Genomic DNA, 17,811 nt, shown 5'->3' with positions numbered 1-17,811 from the left:
TAACAGTGTCCAACGGCGGGCCAAGAAGCGTTATCTGTCCTGTCGCTATAATTACAAGAAAGTAGGTGCGCCTTGTCTAGTAACAATGCTGTCGAGGTCCGCCATCGCCTGCGGGTTCCGTCGGCCTTTACAATCCTTTTCGTTCTCACGGTGCTCGCTGTCGTCTGTACTTGGTTTGTTCCGGCTGGGAGTTACTCAAAGATGAGTTACTCTGCTGGTTCTAACCAGCTGGTCATTGTGGATCCCCATGGAGCCACGACTAAGCACGCTGCAACCCAGGCGACCCTTGACAAATATGGTGTCGCTATGACGATCTCGGAATTTACATCCGGATCAATAACGGGATCAGTATCGGTACCTGGTACTTATGAGCGGGTTGCAGCTCACCCTGCGGGCGTGGGAGACATCACTAACGGCATGGTGACCGGCACCATTGAGGCTGTCGATATCATCGTCTTCATCCTCGTGTTGGGTGGACTCATCGGAGTGGTGAAAGCGAGCGGCGCGTTCGAGGCTGGCCTTGGCCGTCTTGCGGCGAGATCGAAAGGCAAGGAATTTTTACTCGTTCTCTTCGTGTCTCTCTTTATGATCGTCGGCGGCACCACGTGTGGCCTTGAAGAGGAAGCCGTTGCATTTTACCCGATCTTAGCGCCGGTATTTATAGCGATGGGATATGACGCTCTCGTCGTCGTGGGCTCAATTTTCCTTGCTGGATCGATTGGCACCTGCTTCTCAACGATCAATCCGTTCTCCTCGGCAATTGGAGCTAACTCCGCTGGGATCAGGCTTACTGAAGGGATGACGTGGCGCGTTATCGGTCTTGCCGGTGGTGCTATTGCAGTGGTGATTTATTTGGCGTGGTACTCAAAGAAAGTCAAGGCCAATCCTGAATTCTCGTATGCGTGGGAAGATCGGGAAGCCTTTGCAAGTCAGTGGTCACTGGGTAGTGACGGCGCCAAAATGGGATTCGATTGGCGGCGCAAAGTCATCCTGTTCCTTTTTGCGGCGGCGTTCCCAATTATGGTGTGGGGAGTCATGGCCCGAGGCTGGTGGTTCCCAGCTATGGCGTCCTCCTTTCTCGCTATTGCTATTATCATCATGTTTGTAGCTGCCACGGGTCCACATAAGCTCAGTGAAAAACAACTAGTTGATGCGTTCAGCGAAGGTTCATCTAGTCTTGTCGCCGTCTCGCTTATCATCGGCTTGGCGCGTGGAATTAACCACATCCTCAATGAAGGATTGATTTCTGACACGTTACTTTATGAGTCAGCAAAGGTCGTCTCCCATGTCAGCGGTCCGGTGTTCGTACTATCTCTGCTGATCGTATTCTTCCTGCTTGGCTTCATCGTGCCGTCGTCGTCGGGATTAGCGGTCTTAGCTCTGCCAATCATGGCTCCCCTAGGGGATACTGCTGGGGTGTCGCGGTCTACTGTGCTGTGTGCATATCAGTGGGGTCAATACGCGATGCTCTTCCTAGCGCCGACCGGATTGGTGATGGCGACTTTGCAGATGCTGGACATTAAATATTCGCACTGGCTGAGGTTTGTCTGGCCGCTGGTGGTTTTTGTTCTTGTCTATGGAGGGATTCTGCTCGTGCTTCAGACTGTGATCTGATCGCCCCCGCTCATCGGCGAGTGCACGTGACAGTGAGTTCATGACGTAGAGTGTCTACGCCATGCCCAATAACACCGTGAAGCACACCGAGGCCCCGACCTATCGGGTTGTGACCTATGGGTGTCAGATGAATGTCCATGATTCTGAGCGCATAGCCGGTCTCCTTGAGGAAGCCGGTTATGTCCCCGATCCGAGAACCGATACCTTGGCACCCGCCGACGTCGTCGTCTTCAACACGTGTGCGGTGCGAGAAAATGCTGATAACCGTCTCTACGGGACCCTCGGCCACATGGCGTCAGTGAAGTCAGCCAACCCTGGGATGCAGCTCGCTGTCGGTGGCTGCATGGCCCAGAAAGACAAAGATACTGTTGTTTCGCGAGCGCCATGGGTCGACGTCGTTTTTGGCACCCACAACGTTGGGTCGCTGCCCGCGCTTTTGAAGAGAGCTCGCCACAATGCGACCGCTCAAGTAGAGATTGAAGAGTCTCTGGTCACTTTCCCATCGAATCTGCCAGCCAAACGCGAGTCCGCATACTCGGCATGGGTGTCTATCTCAGTTGGCTGCAATAATACGTGTACTTTCTGTATCGTCCCGCAGTTGCGTGGTAAGGAAACTGACCGCCGCCCTGGCGAGATTCTTTCTGAAATCCGCGCGCTCGTTGACGAGGGAGTTCAGGAAATCACGCTGCTAGGACAAAATGTTAACTCCTATGGCGTTCAGTTCGGTGATCGTGGCGCTTTCGCTAAGCTGCTACGCGCCTGCGGAGATATCGACGGTTTGGAAAGGGTGAGGTTCACCTCCCCGCATCCGGCTGCTTTTACCGATGACGTCATCGAAGCCATGGCCGAGACTCCCAACGTCATGCCAAGCTTGCATATGCCACTGCAGTCTGGTTCCGACGATGTCTTGCGTCGGATGCGACGCTCGTATCGGTCCACGAAGTTCTTAGGCATTCTCGAACGGGTGCGCGAGGCCATACCTGAAGCTGCGATTACTACCGACATCATCGTCGGGTTTCCGGGTGAAACCGATGAGGACTTCGCCGAGACGATGCGAGTTGTTGAAGAATCGAGATTCTCGGCAGCATATACGTTCCAATACTCCATCCGCCCCAATACACCGGCTGGTGTCATGGCGAATCAGGTTCCCAAATCGGTCGTCCAGGAGCGCTACGAGCGTCTCGTTGGCCTCGTCGACGATATTGCGTGGCAAGAAAATAAGGCTCAGGTTGGTCGTACCGTCGAGGTCATGTTTGCGGAGGGCGAGGGTCGAAAAGATGACGCTACCCACCGCGTCACGGGCCGTGCCCGGGACAATCGCTTAGTTCACGTGAGTCTTCAGGCCGACGATGATGTGCCACGGCCAGGTGATATCGGCGAGGTTGTTATTACGTCTGGTCACCCGCATCACTTAGTCGCTGATGGTGGATTGGTGCATTTGCGGCGTACCCGCGGGGGAGAGGCCTGGCAGGACCGTCACATGTCGTGCACAACGATGCTCGGAGTTCCGGTGGTGCCGCGACGTTGAGTGCGCAATACCGACGTTGTTAATGACACGAGTTTTTGTATAGCAAGAGGGGTGGTGCCCAGCGGAGCACCACCCCTCGTCTCGCAGTATGTCCACTTCCATCCGAAGTGGGGTCCGTGACCAGCTGCGTCATATCGTGGACGACTCAGAGGTCGCCGAGCTTGTCTTTGAGGGCATCCTGACCTTTGTCGATCTGATCGGAGAACTTGCCGCCGGTCTTGTCATCGACAGCGTCGCCAGCCTTGTCGATGCCCTGCTCGACCTGATCGCTGTGTTGGCTGGCCTGGTTCTTGATGTCGTCCTGATGGTCGCTGATGGCGTCCTTGGCCTTATCAAAGAGTCCCATGTGATCTCCTTTCGGGAGGTTTCCCCCTCTCGGGGATGACTCTGTCAAGGGTACACATGGGGCGGTTCACACTTGTGAAATCTTTCGCTCTACGCGTTGTTGCAGTGATATCGCCAGGGTGCGCAAGGATAAGTATGTGAATCTGCCGGTTATTTGTCTCATCGGGCCTACCGCTAGTGGAAAATCAGGGCTAGCAGTCCGTGTGTGCCGTCGTTTGTGCGCTGGTGGACATCCTGCCGAGATCATTAACACCGACTCGATGGTGGTGTATCGCGGGATGGACATCGGTACCGCCACTCCTAGTTTGTCTGAGCAGCAAGCAGTGGTGCATCACCTGGTGTCGATCCTTGATGTAACCGAACCGTCCTCGATAGTGCTCATGCAGACGTTGGCCCGTGATGCTGCGGAAGACTGTCTGTCTCGCGGGGTCGTTCCTGTTCTCGTTGGTGGCTCTGCGCTGTATACCAAGGCCATCATTGACGAAATGTCCGTCCCGCCAACTGATCCGCAGGTGAGGGCTCGCTGGCAGCACAAGCTTGACGTCGAGGGACCTCAAGCGCTGCATGACGAGCTTGCCCGTCGCGATCCTCAAGCAGCCACGTCAATTTTGCCGGGCAACGGCAGACGGCTTGTTAGGGCCCTCGAAGTCATTGATCTGACAGGGTCTTTTACGGCCACGATCCCTGATGGGGCCTCTCACTGGCCTAACACAGTGCACATTGGGCTAGCACTGCCGCGTGAAGACATGGATCAGCGCATCGCTGATCGAGTCGACCAGATGTGGGCAGATGGCTTCGTCGACGAGGTACGTTCCCTCATTGACGTTGGCCTGCGCGAGGGACGTACTGCGAGCCGAGCGTTAGGTTACCGTCAAGTGCTGGAGTATCTCGACGGTGAATACGACGAGGAGGAAGCGCGCCGTAGGACTGTCATCGGCACGCGTCGCTTTGCTCGTAAACAGCTCATGTGGTACCGGCGAGACAACCGCATCGAATGGTTTGATGCCCTTGCTGCCGATCTTGACGATCAGGTTGTGGCGCGAGTGTTGACCGGCATATCTATCGGCGAGGAGGATTAATGGTATGACGAGGTTTTGGAAAGGGCATGGCACCGGTAATGACTTCGTCATCGTCGACCGCGATAGTCCGCTCACCCCAGAGCAGGTGCGTTGGTTGTGTCATCGCCGATTCGGGATTGGGGCTGATGGCACCTTGCAGGCCCTGCGGGCCGGTGACGTTGACGACTGGCATGGCGATCCGACTTTGTGGTTTATGGATTATCGCAACGCTGATGGCACAGTCGCTGAAATGTGTGGCAACGGATTGCGAGTCTTCGCTCGGTATCTCGTCCGAACCGGGCGCATGACGACCACGACAGCTGATGTCGCAACGCGCGCAGGGGTGCGCCACGTCAGACTGCATGACGACGGTGATGTATCCGTCACGATGGGGACGGTCCGGGTCGAGCCTGATGACGTAACTATTGAGCACCACGACACCTGGTGGTCGGCATACAAGGTCGATGTCGGAAACCCGCACGCTGTCGTTGTGACCGACCACACCACAGTTTCAGAGATTTCCTTTGATGCCTCACCGACGTGGCGGCCACGATCCGCTTTCCCAGACGGCGTCAACGTCGAGTTTGTAGAGCAGATTGATCAGCGCACTGTCGCTATGCGTGTCCATGAGAGGGGCTCGGGAGAGACAATGTCTTGCGGTACTGGGACGGTGGCGGTCGCCGCGACCATGGCCACCCGTACCGGGTATCGAGGACCGTGGACCGTCTATGTTCCGGGCGGTCGAGTTGTCGTCACACTCAGCCCTTCTGGCGACGGATACCAGGCTGTCCTTACTGGTCCTGCCGTCATTGTGGCCGCTGGTCAGGTGGATTTGCCGGGTGAGTGAAGGTGCGAACACACCCGCGCGAACCTGTCAGAGTCTCCTCCTACACTGAGCGCAACGGCATCAGGGAGGACGGGTATCGGGTGAGCGAGACCGAACACATCGACGACGAGCGCGAGGATGCGCTGGAAGGCCTCGGCTATCTCAGAGACGATCAGAGGTTTTACGACGGTGACCAGTTTGATCTGGACGCACGCTTATCGCTGACTCGCGTTCCAGGTATGTCAACGGACCTGTCTGACATTTCCGAGGTTGAATACCGCAAGCTGAGACTGGAACGGGTAGTGCTGTGTTCGGTATGGACTGAGGGAACTGCTACAGACGCCGAGAACGCTATGGCGGAGTTGAAGGCCCTTGCCGAGACGGCTGGATCCCAGGTGCTCGAAGCCGTTATGCAGCGTCGGACTACCCCGGATCCGGCTACCTACATTGGCTCGGGCAAGGTTGTGGAGCTCGCCGAGGTCGTGCGGGCCACTGGTGCCGATACCGTCATTTGTGATGGTGAGCTTGATGCAGCTCAGTTGCGCAACCTTGAAGATCGGGTCAAGGTCAAAGTGGTGGATCGGACGGCTTTGATTCTCGACATTTTCGCTCAACATGCGAGCAGCGTCGAGGGTCGTACCCAGGTGGAACTGGCCCAGCTCACCTACCTTAAACAGAGGTTGCGTGGTTGGGGTGGCAATCTTTCGCGCCAGACTGGTGGACGAGCTGCCGGAGGTGCCGGTATCGGCGGGCGTGGCCCAGGAGAGACCCGCATTGAGACTGACCGTCGTCGTATCGGCCATCGGATTGCAATGTTGCGTCGTCGTCTCCAGCACATCGAATCCACCCGCGCCTCCAAACGGGCCGATCGCATCCGAAGTATGGTGCCCTCAGTGGCTATCGTCGGGTACACAAACGCCGGAAAATCCTCCGTGCTCAACCGGCTCACCCGGGCCGGAGTACTTGTTGAGGATGCCCTCTTCGCAACTCTTGACCCGACGACTCGACGCACGACAACCTCTGATGGTCGGGTCTATACCCTCACTGACACGGTGGGATTTGTGAGACATTTGCCGCACGATCTTATCGAAGCCTTCGCATCTACATTGGAGGAGACGGCGATGGCCGATGTACTCCTTCACGTTGTAGATGCAGCCGATCCAGATCCGGTTGGCCAGGTCGACGCAGTGCGCGCAGTGCTATCAGGAATTGGTGCAGGTGACATTCCTGAGATTCTCGCTCTTAACAAGATTGATCGTCTAAGCGATGACGCCATCGTGACATTGCGCTCAGCCTTCCCAGACGCGTACCTGGTATCTGCCCACACCGGTGAGGGAATGGGTGAGCTTGTCGATGCCATTGAGGCCAGACTTCCAGTACCGTCCCGGCGCATTGACGTCGTCATTCCCTATGCGCGCGGGGATCTTATGGACAAGATTCACCATAACGGAACTATCGAGCTGATCGATCACACTGCTGATGGCACTCATGTCATCGCGCACCTTCACCCTGCTCTAGCGGCCGAGGTTCAGGAGGTTTGTCGTGGTGACTGATTCAGCAAGAATCAGCCAGATGTGCCGTGACCTCCTCAGCACTGTAGTCAGCGAGATGGGTGGTCAGGAGAGGCCCGGCCAGGTTGCAATGACTGATGCCGTTGACCAGGCCATGCGCGACGAGCTGCACCTGTTGGTTCAGGCCGGTACGGGAACGGGGAAGTCTCTGGGCTACTTGGCTCCGGCCCTGGTTTATTGCGTAGAAAAGGGGGCACGAGTCATCGTCGCCACCGCTACGTTGGCGCTACAGGCTCAGCTCGCCTATAAGGATGTTCCGGCGATCCTCGATGCGTCTGGGAATGTTCTATCTCGCCGGCCGAAAGTGGCAGCCCTTAAAGGACGGAACAACTACATTTGCCTGCACAAGGTGCGGGGTGGTTCAACCCGTGCTAAGGGACAAGACGCCCTCCTGCCAGGAGCGGATCTTATTGGCGATGACGACGCGCAGGATGCGGAGTATGTTCCAGAATCTGCGCTGGGTGCTGAAGTTGTCATGCTACGGGAATGGGCCGAAAATCAGGCCGAGGAATCTGGTCTGGGCGATCGCGACGATGCTCCTCCCCATACTCCACTCGCATGGGCGCAGGTGAGTGTGCCAGCTCATGAGTGTCTTGGGGCTCAGCGGTGCCCATTTGGCAGTGAGTGTCTATCGGAGGCGGCACGAGAGCAGGCTCGAAATGCTGACCTTGTCGTTACCAATCATGCGATGCTCGCGATTGATGCTCTCAACGATGGGCGCGTCCTGCCAGAGCATGACACGGTCATCATCGACGAGGCTCATGAGCTGGTGAATCGCTTCACTAGGGCTGCATCGAAGGATCTGTCTCCAGCGATCGTGACGACGGCAGCGAAGCGCGCTTTGACATGGCTCGATGACGACCTGGGTGCGGACCTGCTTGATCAGGCTGATTCCATCGCCCATGCCCTCGATGCGACCGCGCCAGGCCGAATCACTGAGCCGCAGTCCCATGTTATTGAGTGCTGCACTGCGTTACGCGACATCACTCGCACAGCAGTCAGCCAGTTGGGTCGAAAAGATGATGACTCCGAGGAACTCACCGATGCACAAAGGGTGCAGGCTCAAGCCGCGATGCGAGAGGTTTTTGAGACTGCCGAGCGCATAGTGCAGTTGGCCTGTGCTGACGTGGTGTGGGTCTCTGAGTCTGAGAAGGGATACCGCAGTATTCACGTCGCTCCGCTCAGCGTCGGTGGTTTGTTGCGGGAGAACGTCTTTGCTCAATCCACAACGATATTGACGTCGGCGACCTTATGCATTGGCGGTAATTTCCTCACGACAGCACGCAATGTCGGGCTATCTGCGCGCGAGCAGATCGAGGGGGACGCTCCCGAGGTCCTTGAGACCCCCATGGGGTGGCGAGGAGTTGACGTCGGCTCGCCTTTCGACTATTCGAAGCAAGGGATTCTATACGTGGGCAGATCGTTGCCTCGCCCTGGGCGCGACGGCATTGCACCCGAAGTACTTGATGATCTTGCTGAGCTTGTGTGGGCAGCTGGTGGGAGGACTTTGGGACTGTTTTCCTCGCAGCGCAATGCTGTGGCGGCCGCTGAGCACATGCGCAACGCTATACCCGGTATTTCGGTGTTGTGTCAGGGGGAGGGACATTTAGCTGATCTGACCCGGCGGTTTACCGCTGACCCGCAGACGTGTCTTTTCGGGACAATGTCACTGTGGCAAGGGGTTGACATTCCAGGTGATACCTGTCGTTTGGTCGTTATTGATCGAATTCCATTTCCGCGACCCGACGACCCGCTCATGGCGGCCCGGAGTAAAGCTGTTGAGGATGCCGGTGGCAACGGATTTATGACGGTGTCAGCTGGTCACGCTGCACTTCTCTTGGCTCAGGGGGCTGGTCGTCTCATACGACGTGCTGACGATCGTGGGGTGGTTGCTGTTCTCGATCCGCGGCTGGTGACTGCTAGATACGGCGGATTTCTGAGGGCGTCGATGCCGCCCTTCTGGACGACGACTGATCGAGAGATGGCCATTGGGGCGTTGCGACGACTGGGGACATCATGACGGTTACAGTCCGGTTTATCGGTGCTGTCTTCTCACAATATGGGAAATGACAGTTGATGGGGAATGACAGTTGGGGACGGGCCGCTATCTTTCCGAGATTTTCAACGCCTCGCTAGCCCCTGAATCAGTAGCCGTCATCTCTGTCAGGAAAGACGCTACCAAGATGGGCCAATCGTGGTGTGGTGTCGTGTCTAGAGCTTTAGTGGACGTTAGAGCCGTCTCATCAACGACACAGCCTGACCTAGCAGGGAAGCGTCGTCAAGATTGATCGGTGAGTGGGTAGGGTTCGAGGCCAACAGCCATGGCCGTCCCGAGACCTTGGATAGGGTGCGAACAACTGTCGCCCCTCCCACCGTGGCTGCTACGAGGTAGGTCTCAGGTGGGTCATCGGGCAGCTCGCTTATTGATATACGCCGCACCACTACGAGGTCTCCGGAGCGGATATCGGGGGACATTCCGTCGTCGTGGGCGATAACCACGGCATGTTCGCCGTGGCTTAAAAGTTGGGTCGGCACCGCGATGACGGTGTCATCGCGTTTTTCAGGGGCGTTATTGCTCAGATTGGGGACTTCAATGCGGAAGGCTTGCGGCCCCTGCTGAACGGCGGTTTTGACTGTGCCTTCGACCACTTCGAGAGTGCCGTTGGCTCGACGCAGCAACCCTAGATCAATGAGGGATGAAATACGCCGCTGGATCGTGGATGTGCTCCCCGCACCCGTCATGTCGACAATGGCTCGGACCGTTGGGGCTTTGCCATCGCGACGTATCCCCTCCCTGATGATTGCTAAGACTTCGCGTTCCTTAGCGGAGGGCTCACGGGTATTCGTGAACGGAACAGCCGACGAGACGGCAGCCGGGTCCGAGGCGTCGGTTCCGGGCGTATCGGTGGTCATGGCAGTCACGGTATAGGGCGGCTACGACAGTTCGTCATCGGTGGCGTTCTGAGGACCACGGGTGCGTGATCTCGATGTCGTTGCAGAGCTACTTAACTCGTTCTGACTAGGTTGTTCTCTTCGTGTTCCGCATCGATGGCGGTGAACTTGTCGGCTCAAGGGACTGTCATTGATGGCACCGGCGGATCTTCGCCCGCCGGAACATTCCTGGGACATCTCCTGGGATCGCTGACGGGAGCGGATGGCTTTCGTTGAGTCTCGTTGACAGAGAGGTAATCCGATGAGCGCTCAGACTTACGAATGGGATATCAAAACGACGCCCAGTCATCGAGGTGACCTGGTCGTCGGGCCGTGGCAGGACGAATTGGCTGAGCCGGTGGTTGTTATTGACCGACAGGAATTAATGGCGGGGCGGCCTGGTGCGATCGCGCATCATCCCCACCATGATCGACTCTTGGATGTTGCCGTGCTAGCAACCATCACCGTCATGATCGTCGGGGTGATTCTCGCCTTAGGGCGCCTTGGTCAGATATGGCGAGGGGATCCTGCTGTCGGTTACGAGGGTCATACTCGCGTTGTTCATATTGACGGGTATCAACCAGCGGCGCTGTCCGAAGTCAGATCCTGACGAGCCATCCGGTTATAGAGCTGCTCGTCTTGGGCGTGTCGCGCGTGGCGGCTTGACGAGCGGTTCAACTTCACCCCCCGGAAAGCACCTCTGAATACCAGATGTTGTGGCGGTCAGTCTTGTGATCTCTACAAGTTGTGTTTTTGCCCCCAGATAGGAGTAGTCTCTCAGGACGACGGCAAACCAGATGCTTAGAACCTAGTGAGGTTGAGAAAGGAGGCGATGATGCGCTGTCCGTTCTGTCAGCATGATGACTCTCGAGTTTTGGACTCGCGGGTATGCGAAGACGGTACTGCAATACGTCGGAGGCGGCAGTGTCCGATGTGCGAACGACGGTTTACGACCATCGAACGCATGCAGATGACAGTTCATAAGCGCAATGGCATCGAGGAACCTTTCTCGCGTGACAAGGTGATCCGTGGCGTGCGCAACGCATGCAAAGGACGGCCGGTCACAGATGCCGATCTAGCGTTACTGGGGCAACGGGTCGAAGACGGCTTGCGGGCCCGAGGCGTCGCGGAGATACCCAGTGAGGAAATCGGGTTGGCGATTCTAGGGCCATTGCGTGAGCTTGATCCCATCGCTTACCTGAGGTTTGCCAGCGTTTACTTGAATTACGACACCATTGAGGACTTTGCTACCGAGATCGATCGGTTGCGCGACGAGTCCCCGGACAGGGCGAAATCATCGGGGCGTAAACGGCCCTCAAAGCAAGACGAGCCGCTGTTCTGACGAGCTGCGCTGCTGCTCAGCTCGCCCCGAAGTACCGACACTAACCACCCGTATCGCCAAACAATACAGAGGGAGCTATGACCGAGACTAAGTCCGCACCGCGCAGGACGAGCCGCTCTAAGGGGCTGCATGTCGAGCGCACCTTCAGCACTGAAGGTATTCATCCTTATGACGAGGTGACCTGGGAACGTCGCGACGTTGTGCAGACGAATTGGCGTACCGGTGATGTGGTTTTTGAGCAGCACGGAGTCGAGTTCCCCGATTTCTGGAGCGTTAACGCTTCGACGATCGTTACTAATAAGTACTTTCGTGGTGCTCTGGGTACCCCGGCTCGCGAAGATAGCCTTAAGACTCTTATCGACCGAGTCGTCAATACGTATGTGGCTACGGGGCGCAAAAACGGTTACTTTGCGTCTGACGATGATGCAAAGATCTTTGGTGATGAGCTGACGTGGTTATTGGTGCACCAATACTTCAGTTTCAACTCTCCGGTGTGGTTCAATGTCGGTACGACGAGCCCCCAGCAGGTCAGTGCCTGCTTCATTCTTTCGGTGGATGACTCGATGGAGTCTATTCTCAACTGGTACCGGGAAGAGGGGTTCATCTTTAAGGGTGGTTCTGGCGCTGGCCTCAATATTTCTCGAATCCGTTCCTCAAAGGAGTTGTTGAGCTCTGGTGGTACGGCCTCTGGTCCGGTTTCTTTCATGCGTGGCGCTGATGCCTCGGCGGGAACTATCAAGTCGGGTGGAGCGACTCGGCGTGCTGCCAAGATGGTCGTCCTCGACATTGACCATCCCGATATTGAGGAGTTCATCGAAACTAAGGCGCGTGAAGAGGATAAAATTCGTGCTTTGCGTGATGCTGGATTTGATATGGACTTGGGTGGTCGTGATATCACCAGCGTTCAGTACCAAAATGCCAACAACTCAGTGCGCGTCTCCGATGCCTTTATGACGGCTGTTGAGCAGGGTAAACCTTTCGGTCTAACGTCCCGCACCGAGCCTGGAAAGGTGCTAGACACTGTTGATGCCAAAGAACTCTTCAGAAAAATTGCGCAAGCGGCTTGGGAGTGTGCTGATCCTGGCCTGCAATATGACGACACCATCAATGCTTGGCATACGAACCCGAATAGCGGACGGATCAACGCGTCTAACCCATGCTCGGAGTACATGAGTTTGGATAACTCTTCGTGCAACTTGGCAAGCCTCAACTTGCTGAAGTTCCTCGACGAAAATGACCATTTCGATGTTGAGAAATTCACCAAGGCCGTTGAGCTCGTCATCACAGCGATGGACATCTCCATTTGTTTCGCTGACTTTCCGACCGAGGCCATCGCTGAAACGACCCGTAACTTCCGTCAGCTCGGCATCGGATACGCCAACCTCGGTGCTCTCCTCATGGCACTGGGCCTGGGCTATGACTCTGACGGCGGACGTGCCCTCGCAGCTGCCATCACATCCCTTATGACTGGTGTCTCCTACCGGCGATCCGCGGAGCTGGCGGCCATCGTCGGTCCCTATACTGGATACGCCAAGAACGCGGAGCCGCATCAGGCTGTCATGGCTAAGCATCGCGATGCTAACCGTCAAGTACACCCGCTACACGACAACGACACCACTGTCCTCACCGCTGCAAAAGCAGAGTGGGACAAGGTTGTCGAGCTCGGTCGCACTCATGGTTTCCGCAATGCCCAGGCTTCTGTGCTTGCCCCGACAGGCACCATCGGCTTCATGATGGATTGTGACACCACTGGCATCGAACCAGACTTTTCTCTAGTCAAGTTCAAGAAGATGGTCGGTGGCGGCTCGATGCAGATTGTCAACCAGACAGTGCCGCGTGCTCTCAAAAATCTCGGTTACACGTCCGAGCAGGCTAAGAAGATCATCGCCTACATCGCCGATAATGGTTCGGTTGTTGGTGCTCCTGTCCTCGATGAGGCCCATTACGAGGTCTTCGATTGTGCCATGGGCGCCCGGTTTATCGCCCCAATGGGCCATGTACGGATGATGGCTGCCGTCCAGCCCTTCCTCTCTGGTGCTATCTCCAAGACCGTCAATCTGCCGGAGTCGTCTACTGTCGACGACATTGCCGAGGTCTACATGGAGGGCTGGAAACTTGGCCTTAAGGCTTTGGCTGTTTATCGCGATAACTGCAAGGTCGGTCAGCCTCTCTCGGAGGTGAAGAAGAAAGACGAGAAGTCAGAGCCGGAAGTCCGCATCGAATACCGGCCACGTCGTCAGCGTCTGCCGAAGTCTCGTATGGGACGTACCACAAGCTTCCAGGTTGCGGGGGCTGGCGGCTATCTCACGACCGGAGCTTACGATTCCGGACGTTTGGGTGAGATCTTCCTTAAGCTTGGTAAGCAGGGATCGACCCTCGCCGGTGTTATGGACGCTTTCTCTATCGCGGTGTCTATCGGCTTGCAGTATGGCGTGCCGCTCGAGTCTTTTGTCCAGAAGTTCTCGAACCTCAAGTTCGAGCCAGCCGGCATGACTGATGACCCTGACATTCGCATCTCTTCGTCGATCATCGACTATGTTTTCCGTCGTCTGGCCCTCGACTATCTTGATTTTGATGAGCGCGCCGAGCTAGGCATCTACACCGCTGCTGAGCGTGCTCGCTACGTCGAAACGGGTTCCTACCTGTCTGATGAGGAAGATGAGCTCATCGACTCTGAGACCCTCAAAGACACGCCAGCTGACCGCGTCCGCGTGCACGAGGACGGAGCAAACCAACCCGGTCTCTTCGCAACTCAGGAGACGGTTGAGCGGGTTGGAGGAGCACACACTAGTGCCGAACTCCTCGAGGAGCAGATGGGCCGTGAGGTCGACGCTCCGCTGTGTTTAACCTGCGGAACAAAGATGCGTCCCTCGGGATCGTGCTACGTCTGCGAGGGATGCGGTTCAACTAGCGGTTGCAGCTGATAATGCTATGACCGAGGCGGGGCGCAGTGGATGCTGCGTCCCGCCGGCTATTCGACGCATCGCACCTGAGCCCACATAAGACTCAGATGATCGGATAGCGAGATCACGGGGCGCAGCTGCACATGACGGCGTGACCTACTAGGTTGGAGCTATGGACGAGCCACCAGATTTTGTGTTCGACCTGGATCGCAGCACAGCGCAGGCGTGGGACCAGTTTGCCGAGCGTCTGGCGGAGGTCGTCTCAGTTATTGATGATGATGGCGAGCTCACAATCTCAACGCTATCAGCGCGTACTGATACAGCCCCGTTCATCCGTTTCGTACAAGATGACCCCGGTCGCAGTGACGAAAGCGCGATGATCCTTGTCGAAGCGTCGAGTAATAGCTGCCTACCAGAGACCGCGCACCTTACACCGGGTCAGCTAGACGCTCTCAGTTCTTTGGGATGGCAGGACCCTGGAACATGCACAGTTCATCACACCGACAATTACTGGGTGTACCGAAGTCAAGACGACTCCGAGCAGCTCGCTGACTTGGCGGTAAAGACCCTCCGCGACATCTTTGGCGTTCCGCACCCGGTGTTTCTGGCTCCCGACCAGCTTGCGGAAATCTTGCAGCCTGAGCCCCCGTTGTCGGCCACGGAAGCGGCTAGTGTGCCTGCGATCATGCCGGTAGACAAGGATCATCTCGATCGTTTGGTGGCTGATGAGCTGTCCCATATGTTTGGTCACCCTGCAATTCGGGATAGCGAAGGTGATTTTGCTATCCGAGTAGGGACATGCATGGTCTTTGTACGCACTACCCCCGATGCCTCGGAGTTGTTGCTGTTTGCCGCCCTCGTCCATGACGTCGAGGGACGTTCCCGCGCGGTCGAGGTCCTCAACGACCTCAACGTTCAGTCCCGCTACGGGCGTTTTGCCCTTCACCAAGACCGAGTGTTCGTGACGATGTCGGTAATGGCTCGTCCCTTCGTCGCCGCGCATCTCCACCAGGCCGTGTCTATTATGTCGAGGCTGGCCGATGGGCTGGACAATGAATTGGCCCGCAAATTGCGGGGGAGAACGACTTTTGAAGAAGGTTCCTGATTCAACCCCCTTTCCCACACGCCAAATGGTGGGACAATGTGACAAGGGCCAATGCCTTTGATGTTTCACTGAGGAGGACCATTATGACTGACGACCGAACCTCATCGAAGGCTCGTCACGCGACCGTCATTGTTGGAGTTGACGGCTCTGAAGACGGTCTTCGTGCTGCCCGCTTTGCCGCAGGATCAGCGATCAGGAGAGACGCTGACCTCGTCGTCCTCCATGCTGTCGATGACGCCGCTGTCGCAGGCGCGTGGGGAGTTGTCTACGACCCAACTGCGCTTCAAGATGCTGGTCAGGTTGTCGTTGATGACGCCATCCATGTGGCAACTGGGCGGGGTATGGACCCCGATCGGATCTCTGGAGAAGTCGTTCTGGGCAACCCGGCTGCCATTTTGGCTGATCGTAGCGCCGATGCCCAGCTCGTTGTCGTCGGTCGTCGTGCTACCTCGGGGTTGGAGCGGATGTTCGTCGGATCGACGTCGGTAGCTGTGGCGGGTATGTCAGCAGCTCCCGTCGTCGTCATCTCTCGTGCATCCACTCCGGATCCGACTGGTGGAAAGAAGTGCGTAGCGGTGGCGGTCGGCCCTCAGAGTGAAGGAACCGCCGCTGTCAGTTTCGGATTTGCCGAGGCCGAGAGCCGTGGCTGTAAGCTGCTCGCGGTGACGGTTCCTGGTACCGATTCCAAGAAGGTTCATGATGAAGCCTTCAAGCGACTTAACGAGGTCGTCAAGCCACGAGCCAATGAGCATCCTGATGTTGAGGTCGAGACTCGCGTACTGTCCGGAGAGCCTGTTGACGCGTTGGTCGACCTCTCAGGCAACGTTGATCTCCTTGTGATCGGCATGAAGAAGCACCCGATCTTGGGCTGGACCGCAGGTGGCGTGAGTCGCGGCATCATGGCGCACGCTCAGTCGCCGTTGGCTATCTGCCATTGACAGGCCGACCCTGGGTAGAGAAAGCCGGGTGACTGCTATGGGTGCTGTTCATCTAGCCTTGCGCTGAACTCCGTAAAAGGTGGCATGGTGAGCCTATCTGCAGTTGACTTCATTGTTATCGCGCTATATTTCGCTGCAATGATTGGCATCGGCGTGTGGTCGGTCATAAAGACTAACACTCGCGAAGATTATTTGGTGGCCGGACGTCGACTAGGTTTTCCACTATTTTTCGGCTGTATGGCTGCGATGGCTGTCGGCGGCGCCGTCACCGTCGGCGGTACTGGAAAGGGATACCAACTAGGAATTGCTGGCGCTTGGGTTGGCGGTTCATTGGGCATGGGATTGATCCTGCTTGGAATGCTCGTTAGCTCGAAACTTAATCGCCTTCGTGCGCTTTCGATTAACGAAGTTATTGAACGCAATTACGGAACTACAGCTCGAATATTTGGCGCTATTCTTACTATTATTTATACGGTCGCACTTACTGTAGTACAAGTCGTTTCTATGGGTGCAATAGTGGAGGGGATTTGGCCTACCCTTGGTCCCATCTATGCGATGATTTTATCCGGTGCTGTTGTAGTTTTCTACACCTTCCTGGGTGGCATGTGGTCGGTAACGATGACTGACATTGTTCAGTTCGTCGTAAAAACGCTTGGGATCATGATCCTTGTTCCGGTATTTGTCCTTCGAGACAAGAGAATTGGTGGAGTGTCAGGATTTATTGACAAAGTTCCGTCCTCTCACTGGAATATTGGTGCTATGGGTGGTTGGGGGACTCTCTACTGGATCCTCCTCTATGTTCCGGGGCTTGTTATTGGTCAAGACATTTGGCAGCGAGTCTTTACAGCGAGGAACGATAAGATTGCTAAGCGCGGTACTCTTCTTGCTGGTCTTTACTCGATCCTTTACGCCTTTGCTGCCGTCATGCTAGGTATGTCCGTTTTTGCTGCTGGCATTAAGCTTGACAGGCCAGAACTGGTGTTTGAGGCAGGTGTCACTCATTTTCTGCCGATGGGGGCTGCGGGACTGCTGCTCGCTGCCGCTCTCGCCGCGTCGATGTCCGTTGCGTCGGGGACGATGCTCGCCTGTTCTACCGTCGTCTACAACGACATCTATCTGCGGTTCATCAAGAAGCAGTCGTCCGGCGCTTCTGCAGATCCCGGACTCTCGGCGATGGAGCGTCATCATGCGGCCCGTTCCGAAGCGGTCGAACCTGCTTCAGGTAAGCACGACGTGTGGGTTAATCGCGCTATTGCGGGCACGCTGAGGCTGGCAATTATTGGCTTGTCGGTGTGGATCACATCCCTGGGTGGTGAGCCGATCTTTAAGGCTCTTGACCTGTCTTATGGATTCCTTTCTGGAGCCGTGTTTATTCCCGTCTTTGCGGCTTTCATCCTTAAAAAGGTTTCGCCGCGTGCTGGTCTATGCTCTCTGGGGGCTTCTGCGGTCGCGATTATGGTGACCATGACCTACGGCGAGACTCAGGGTGATCTTGACTTCGCTATTGGTGGTAACTGGCCAATCATCATCGGTATGGCTATTGGCCTTGTCACTTACACCGTAATAACACTCGCTGATGCCAACAAGATCACGCCAAATACCGAGATCGACGAAGGCGCCGTTGGCGAACTCCCCGTAGAGGTCTAACGC

The 17,811-nt window shown here is 56.4% G+C and carries 14 protein-coding genes; 12 read left to right on the top strand and 2 right to left on the bottom strand.

Features of this window, described 5'->3' with window-relative positions:
• Positions 1 to 72 precede the first annotated feature (72 nt).
• Positions 73 to 1,614: a YfcC family protein gene (locus FYJ43_RS06060; protein WP_154562911.1), complete on the top strand. Its 1,542-nt coding sequence runs from the start codon at positions 73 to 75 to the stop codon at positions 1,612 to 1,614.
• Positions 1,615 to 1,675: 61 nt separating this feature from the next.
• Positions 1,676 to 3,142 carry a tRNA (N6-isopentenyl adenosine(37)-C2)-methylthiotransferase MiaB gene (miaB, locus tag FYJ43_RS06055; protein ID WP_154562909.1) on the top strand — a complete coding sequence of 489 codons (1,467 nt, stop codon included), beginning with the start codon at positions 1,676 to 1,678 and terminating at the stop codon, positions 3,140 to 3,142.
• A gap of 145 nt (positions 3,143 to 3,287) precedes the next feature.
• Here miaB and FYJ43_RS06050 read toward each other — a convergent pair whose 3' ends face one another.
• Positions 3,288 to 3,488: an antitoxin gene (locus FYJ43_RS06050; protein ID WP_154562907.1), complete on the bottom strand. Its 201-nt coding sequence runs from the start codon at positions 3,486 to 3,488 to the stop codon at positions 3,288 to 3,290.
• Between the two features lie 202 nt (positions 3,489 to 3,690).
• Between FYJ43_RS06050 and miaA the strand changes: the two genes are divergently transcribed.
• The 4 genes from miaA to FYJ43_RS06030 all read left to right on the top strand — a co-directional run bounded on the left by miaA (position 3,691) and on the right by FYJ43_RS06030 (position 8,962).
• A complete protein-coding gene (gene miaA, locus FYJ43_RS06045) occupies positions 3,691 to 4,566 on the top strand; it encodes a tRNA (adenosine(37)-N6)-dimethylallyltransferase MiaA (RefSeq protein WP_326833448.1) in 876 nt (291 codons plus the stop codon).
• Between the two features lie 4 nt (positions 4,567 to 4,570).
• Positions 4,571 to 5,392 (top strand): diaminopimelate epimerase, encoded by an 822-nt coding sequence (gene dapF, locus FYJ43_RS06040; RefSeq protein WP_154562905.1) that lies wholly within the window; start codon positions 4,571 to 4,573, stop codon positions 5,390 to 5,392.
• A gap of 80 nt (positions 5,393 to 5,472) precedes the next feature.
• Positions 5,473 to 6,924, top strand: a complete 1,452-nt coding sequence (gene hflX, locus FYJ43_RS06035) for a GTPase HflX (protein WP_326833447.1) — start codon at positions 5,473 to 5,475, stop codon at positions 6,922 to 6,924.
• Between the two features lie 19 nt (positions 6,925 to 6,943).
• Positions 6,944 to 8,962, top strand: coding sequence for an ATP-dependent DNA helicase (locus FYJ43_RS06030; protein ID WP_154563445.1), 2,019 nt, complete (start codon positions 6,944 to 6,946; stop codon positions 8,960 to 8,962).
• A gap of 209 nt (positions 8,963 to 9,171) precedes the next feature.
• On the opposite strand, the gene FYJ43_RS06025 is transcribed toward FYJ43_RS06030, so the two are convergent.
• Positions 9,172 to 9,855 (bottom strand): LexA family protein, encoded by a 684-nt coding sequence (locus FYJ43_RS06025; RefSeq protein WP_154562903.1) that lies wholly within the window; start codon positions 9,853 to 9,855, stop codon positions 9,172 to 9,174.
• A gap of 280 nt (positions 9,856 to 10,135) precedes the next feature.
• On the opposite strand from FYJ43_RS06025, the gene FYJ43_RS06020 reads away from it, so the two are divergent.
• The 6 genes from FYJ43_RS06020 to FYJ43_RS05995 all read left to right on the top strand — a co-directional run bounded on the left by FYJ43_RS06020 (position 10,136) and on the right by FYJ43_RS05995 (position 17,808).
• On the top strand, positions 10,136 to 10,483 hold the full coding sequence (locus FYJ43_RS06020) for a hypothetical protein (protein ID WP_154562901.1): 348 nt from the start codon (positions 10,136 to 10,138) through the stop codon (positions 10,481 to 10,483).
• A 225-nt stretch (positions 10,484 to 10,708) separates the two neighbouring features.
• A complete protein-coding gene (nrdR, locus tag FYJ43_RS06015) occupies positions 10,709 to 11,215 on the top strand; it encodes a transcriptional regulator NrdR (RefSeq protein WP_154563439.1) in 507 nt (168 codons plus the stop codon).
• A 77-nt stretch (positions 11,216 to 11,292) separates the two neighbouring features.
• On the top strand, positions 11,293 to 14,139 hold the full coding sequence (locus FYJ43_RS06010) for a vitamin B12-dependent ribonucleotide reductase (protein WP_154562899.1): 2,847 nt from the start codon (positions 11,293 to 11,295) through the stop codon (positions 14,137 to 14,139).
• A gap of 151 nt (positions 14,140 to 14,290) precedes the next feature.
• Entirely contained in the window at positions 14,291 to 15,223 is a 933-nt protein-coding gene (locus FYJ43_RS06005; protein ID WP_154562897.1) for a T3SS (YopN, CesT) and YbjN peptide-binding chaperone 1, read from the top strand.
• Between the two features lie 83 nt (positions 15,224 to 15,306).
• On the top strand, positions 15,307 to 16,161 hold the full coding sequence (locus tag FYJ43_RS06000) for a universal stress protein (RefSeq protein WP_154562895.1): 855 nt from the start codon (positions 15,307 to 15,309) through the stop codon (positions 16,159 to 16,161).
• 84 nt (positions 16,162 to 16,245) lie between these two features.
• Positions 16,246 to 17,808, top strand: coding sequence for a sodium:solute symporter family transporter (locus FYJ43_RS05995; protein ID WP_154562893.1), 1,563 nt, complete (start codon positions 16,246 to 16,248; stop codon positions 17,806 to 17,808).
• The last annotated feature ends 3 nt before the right edge of the window (positions 17,809 to 17,811 follow it).

It is taken from the genome of Cutibacterium porci, from assembly GCF_009696315.1.
Lineage (GTDB): Bacteria > Actinomycetota > Actinomycetes > Propionibacteriales > Propionibacteriaceae > Cutibacterium > Cutibacterium porci.
This window is presented reverse-complemented; position numbering and strand designations above follow the sequence as displayed.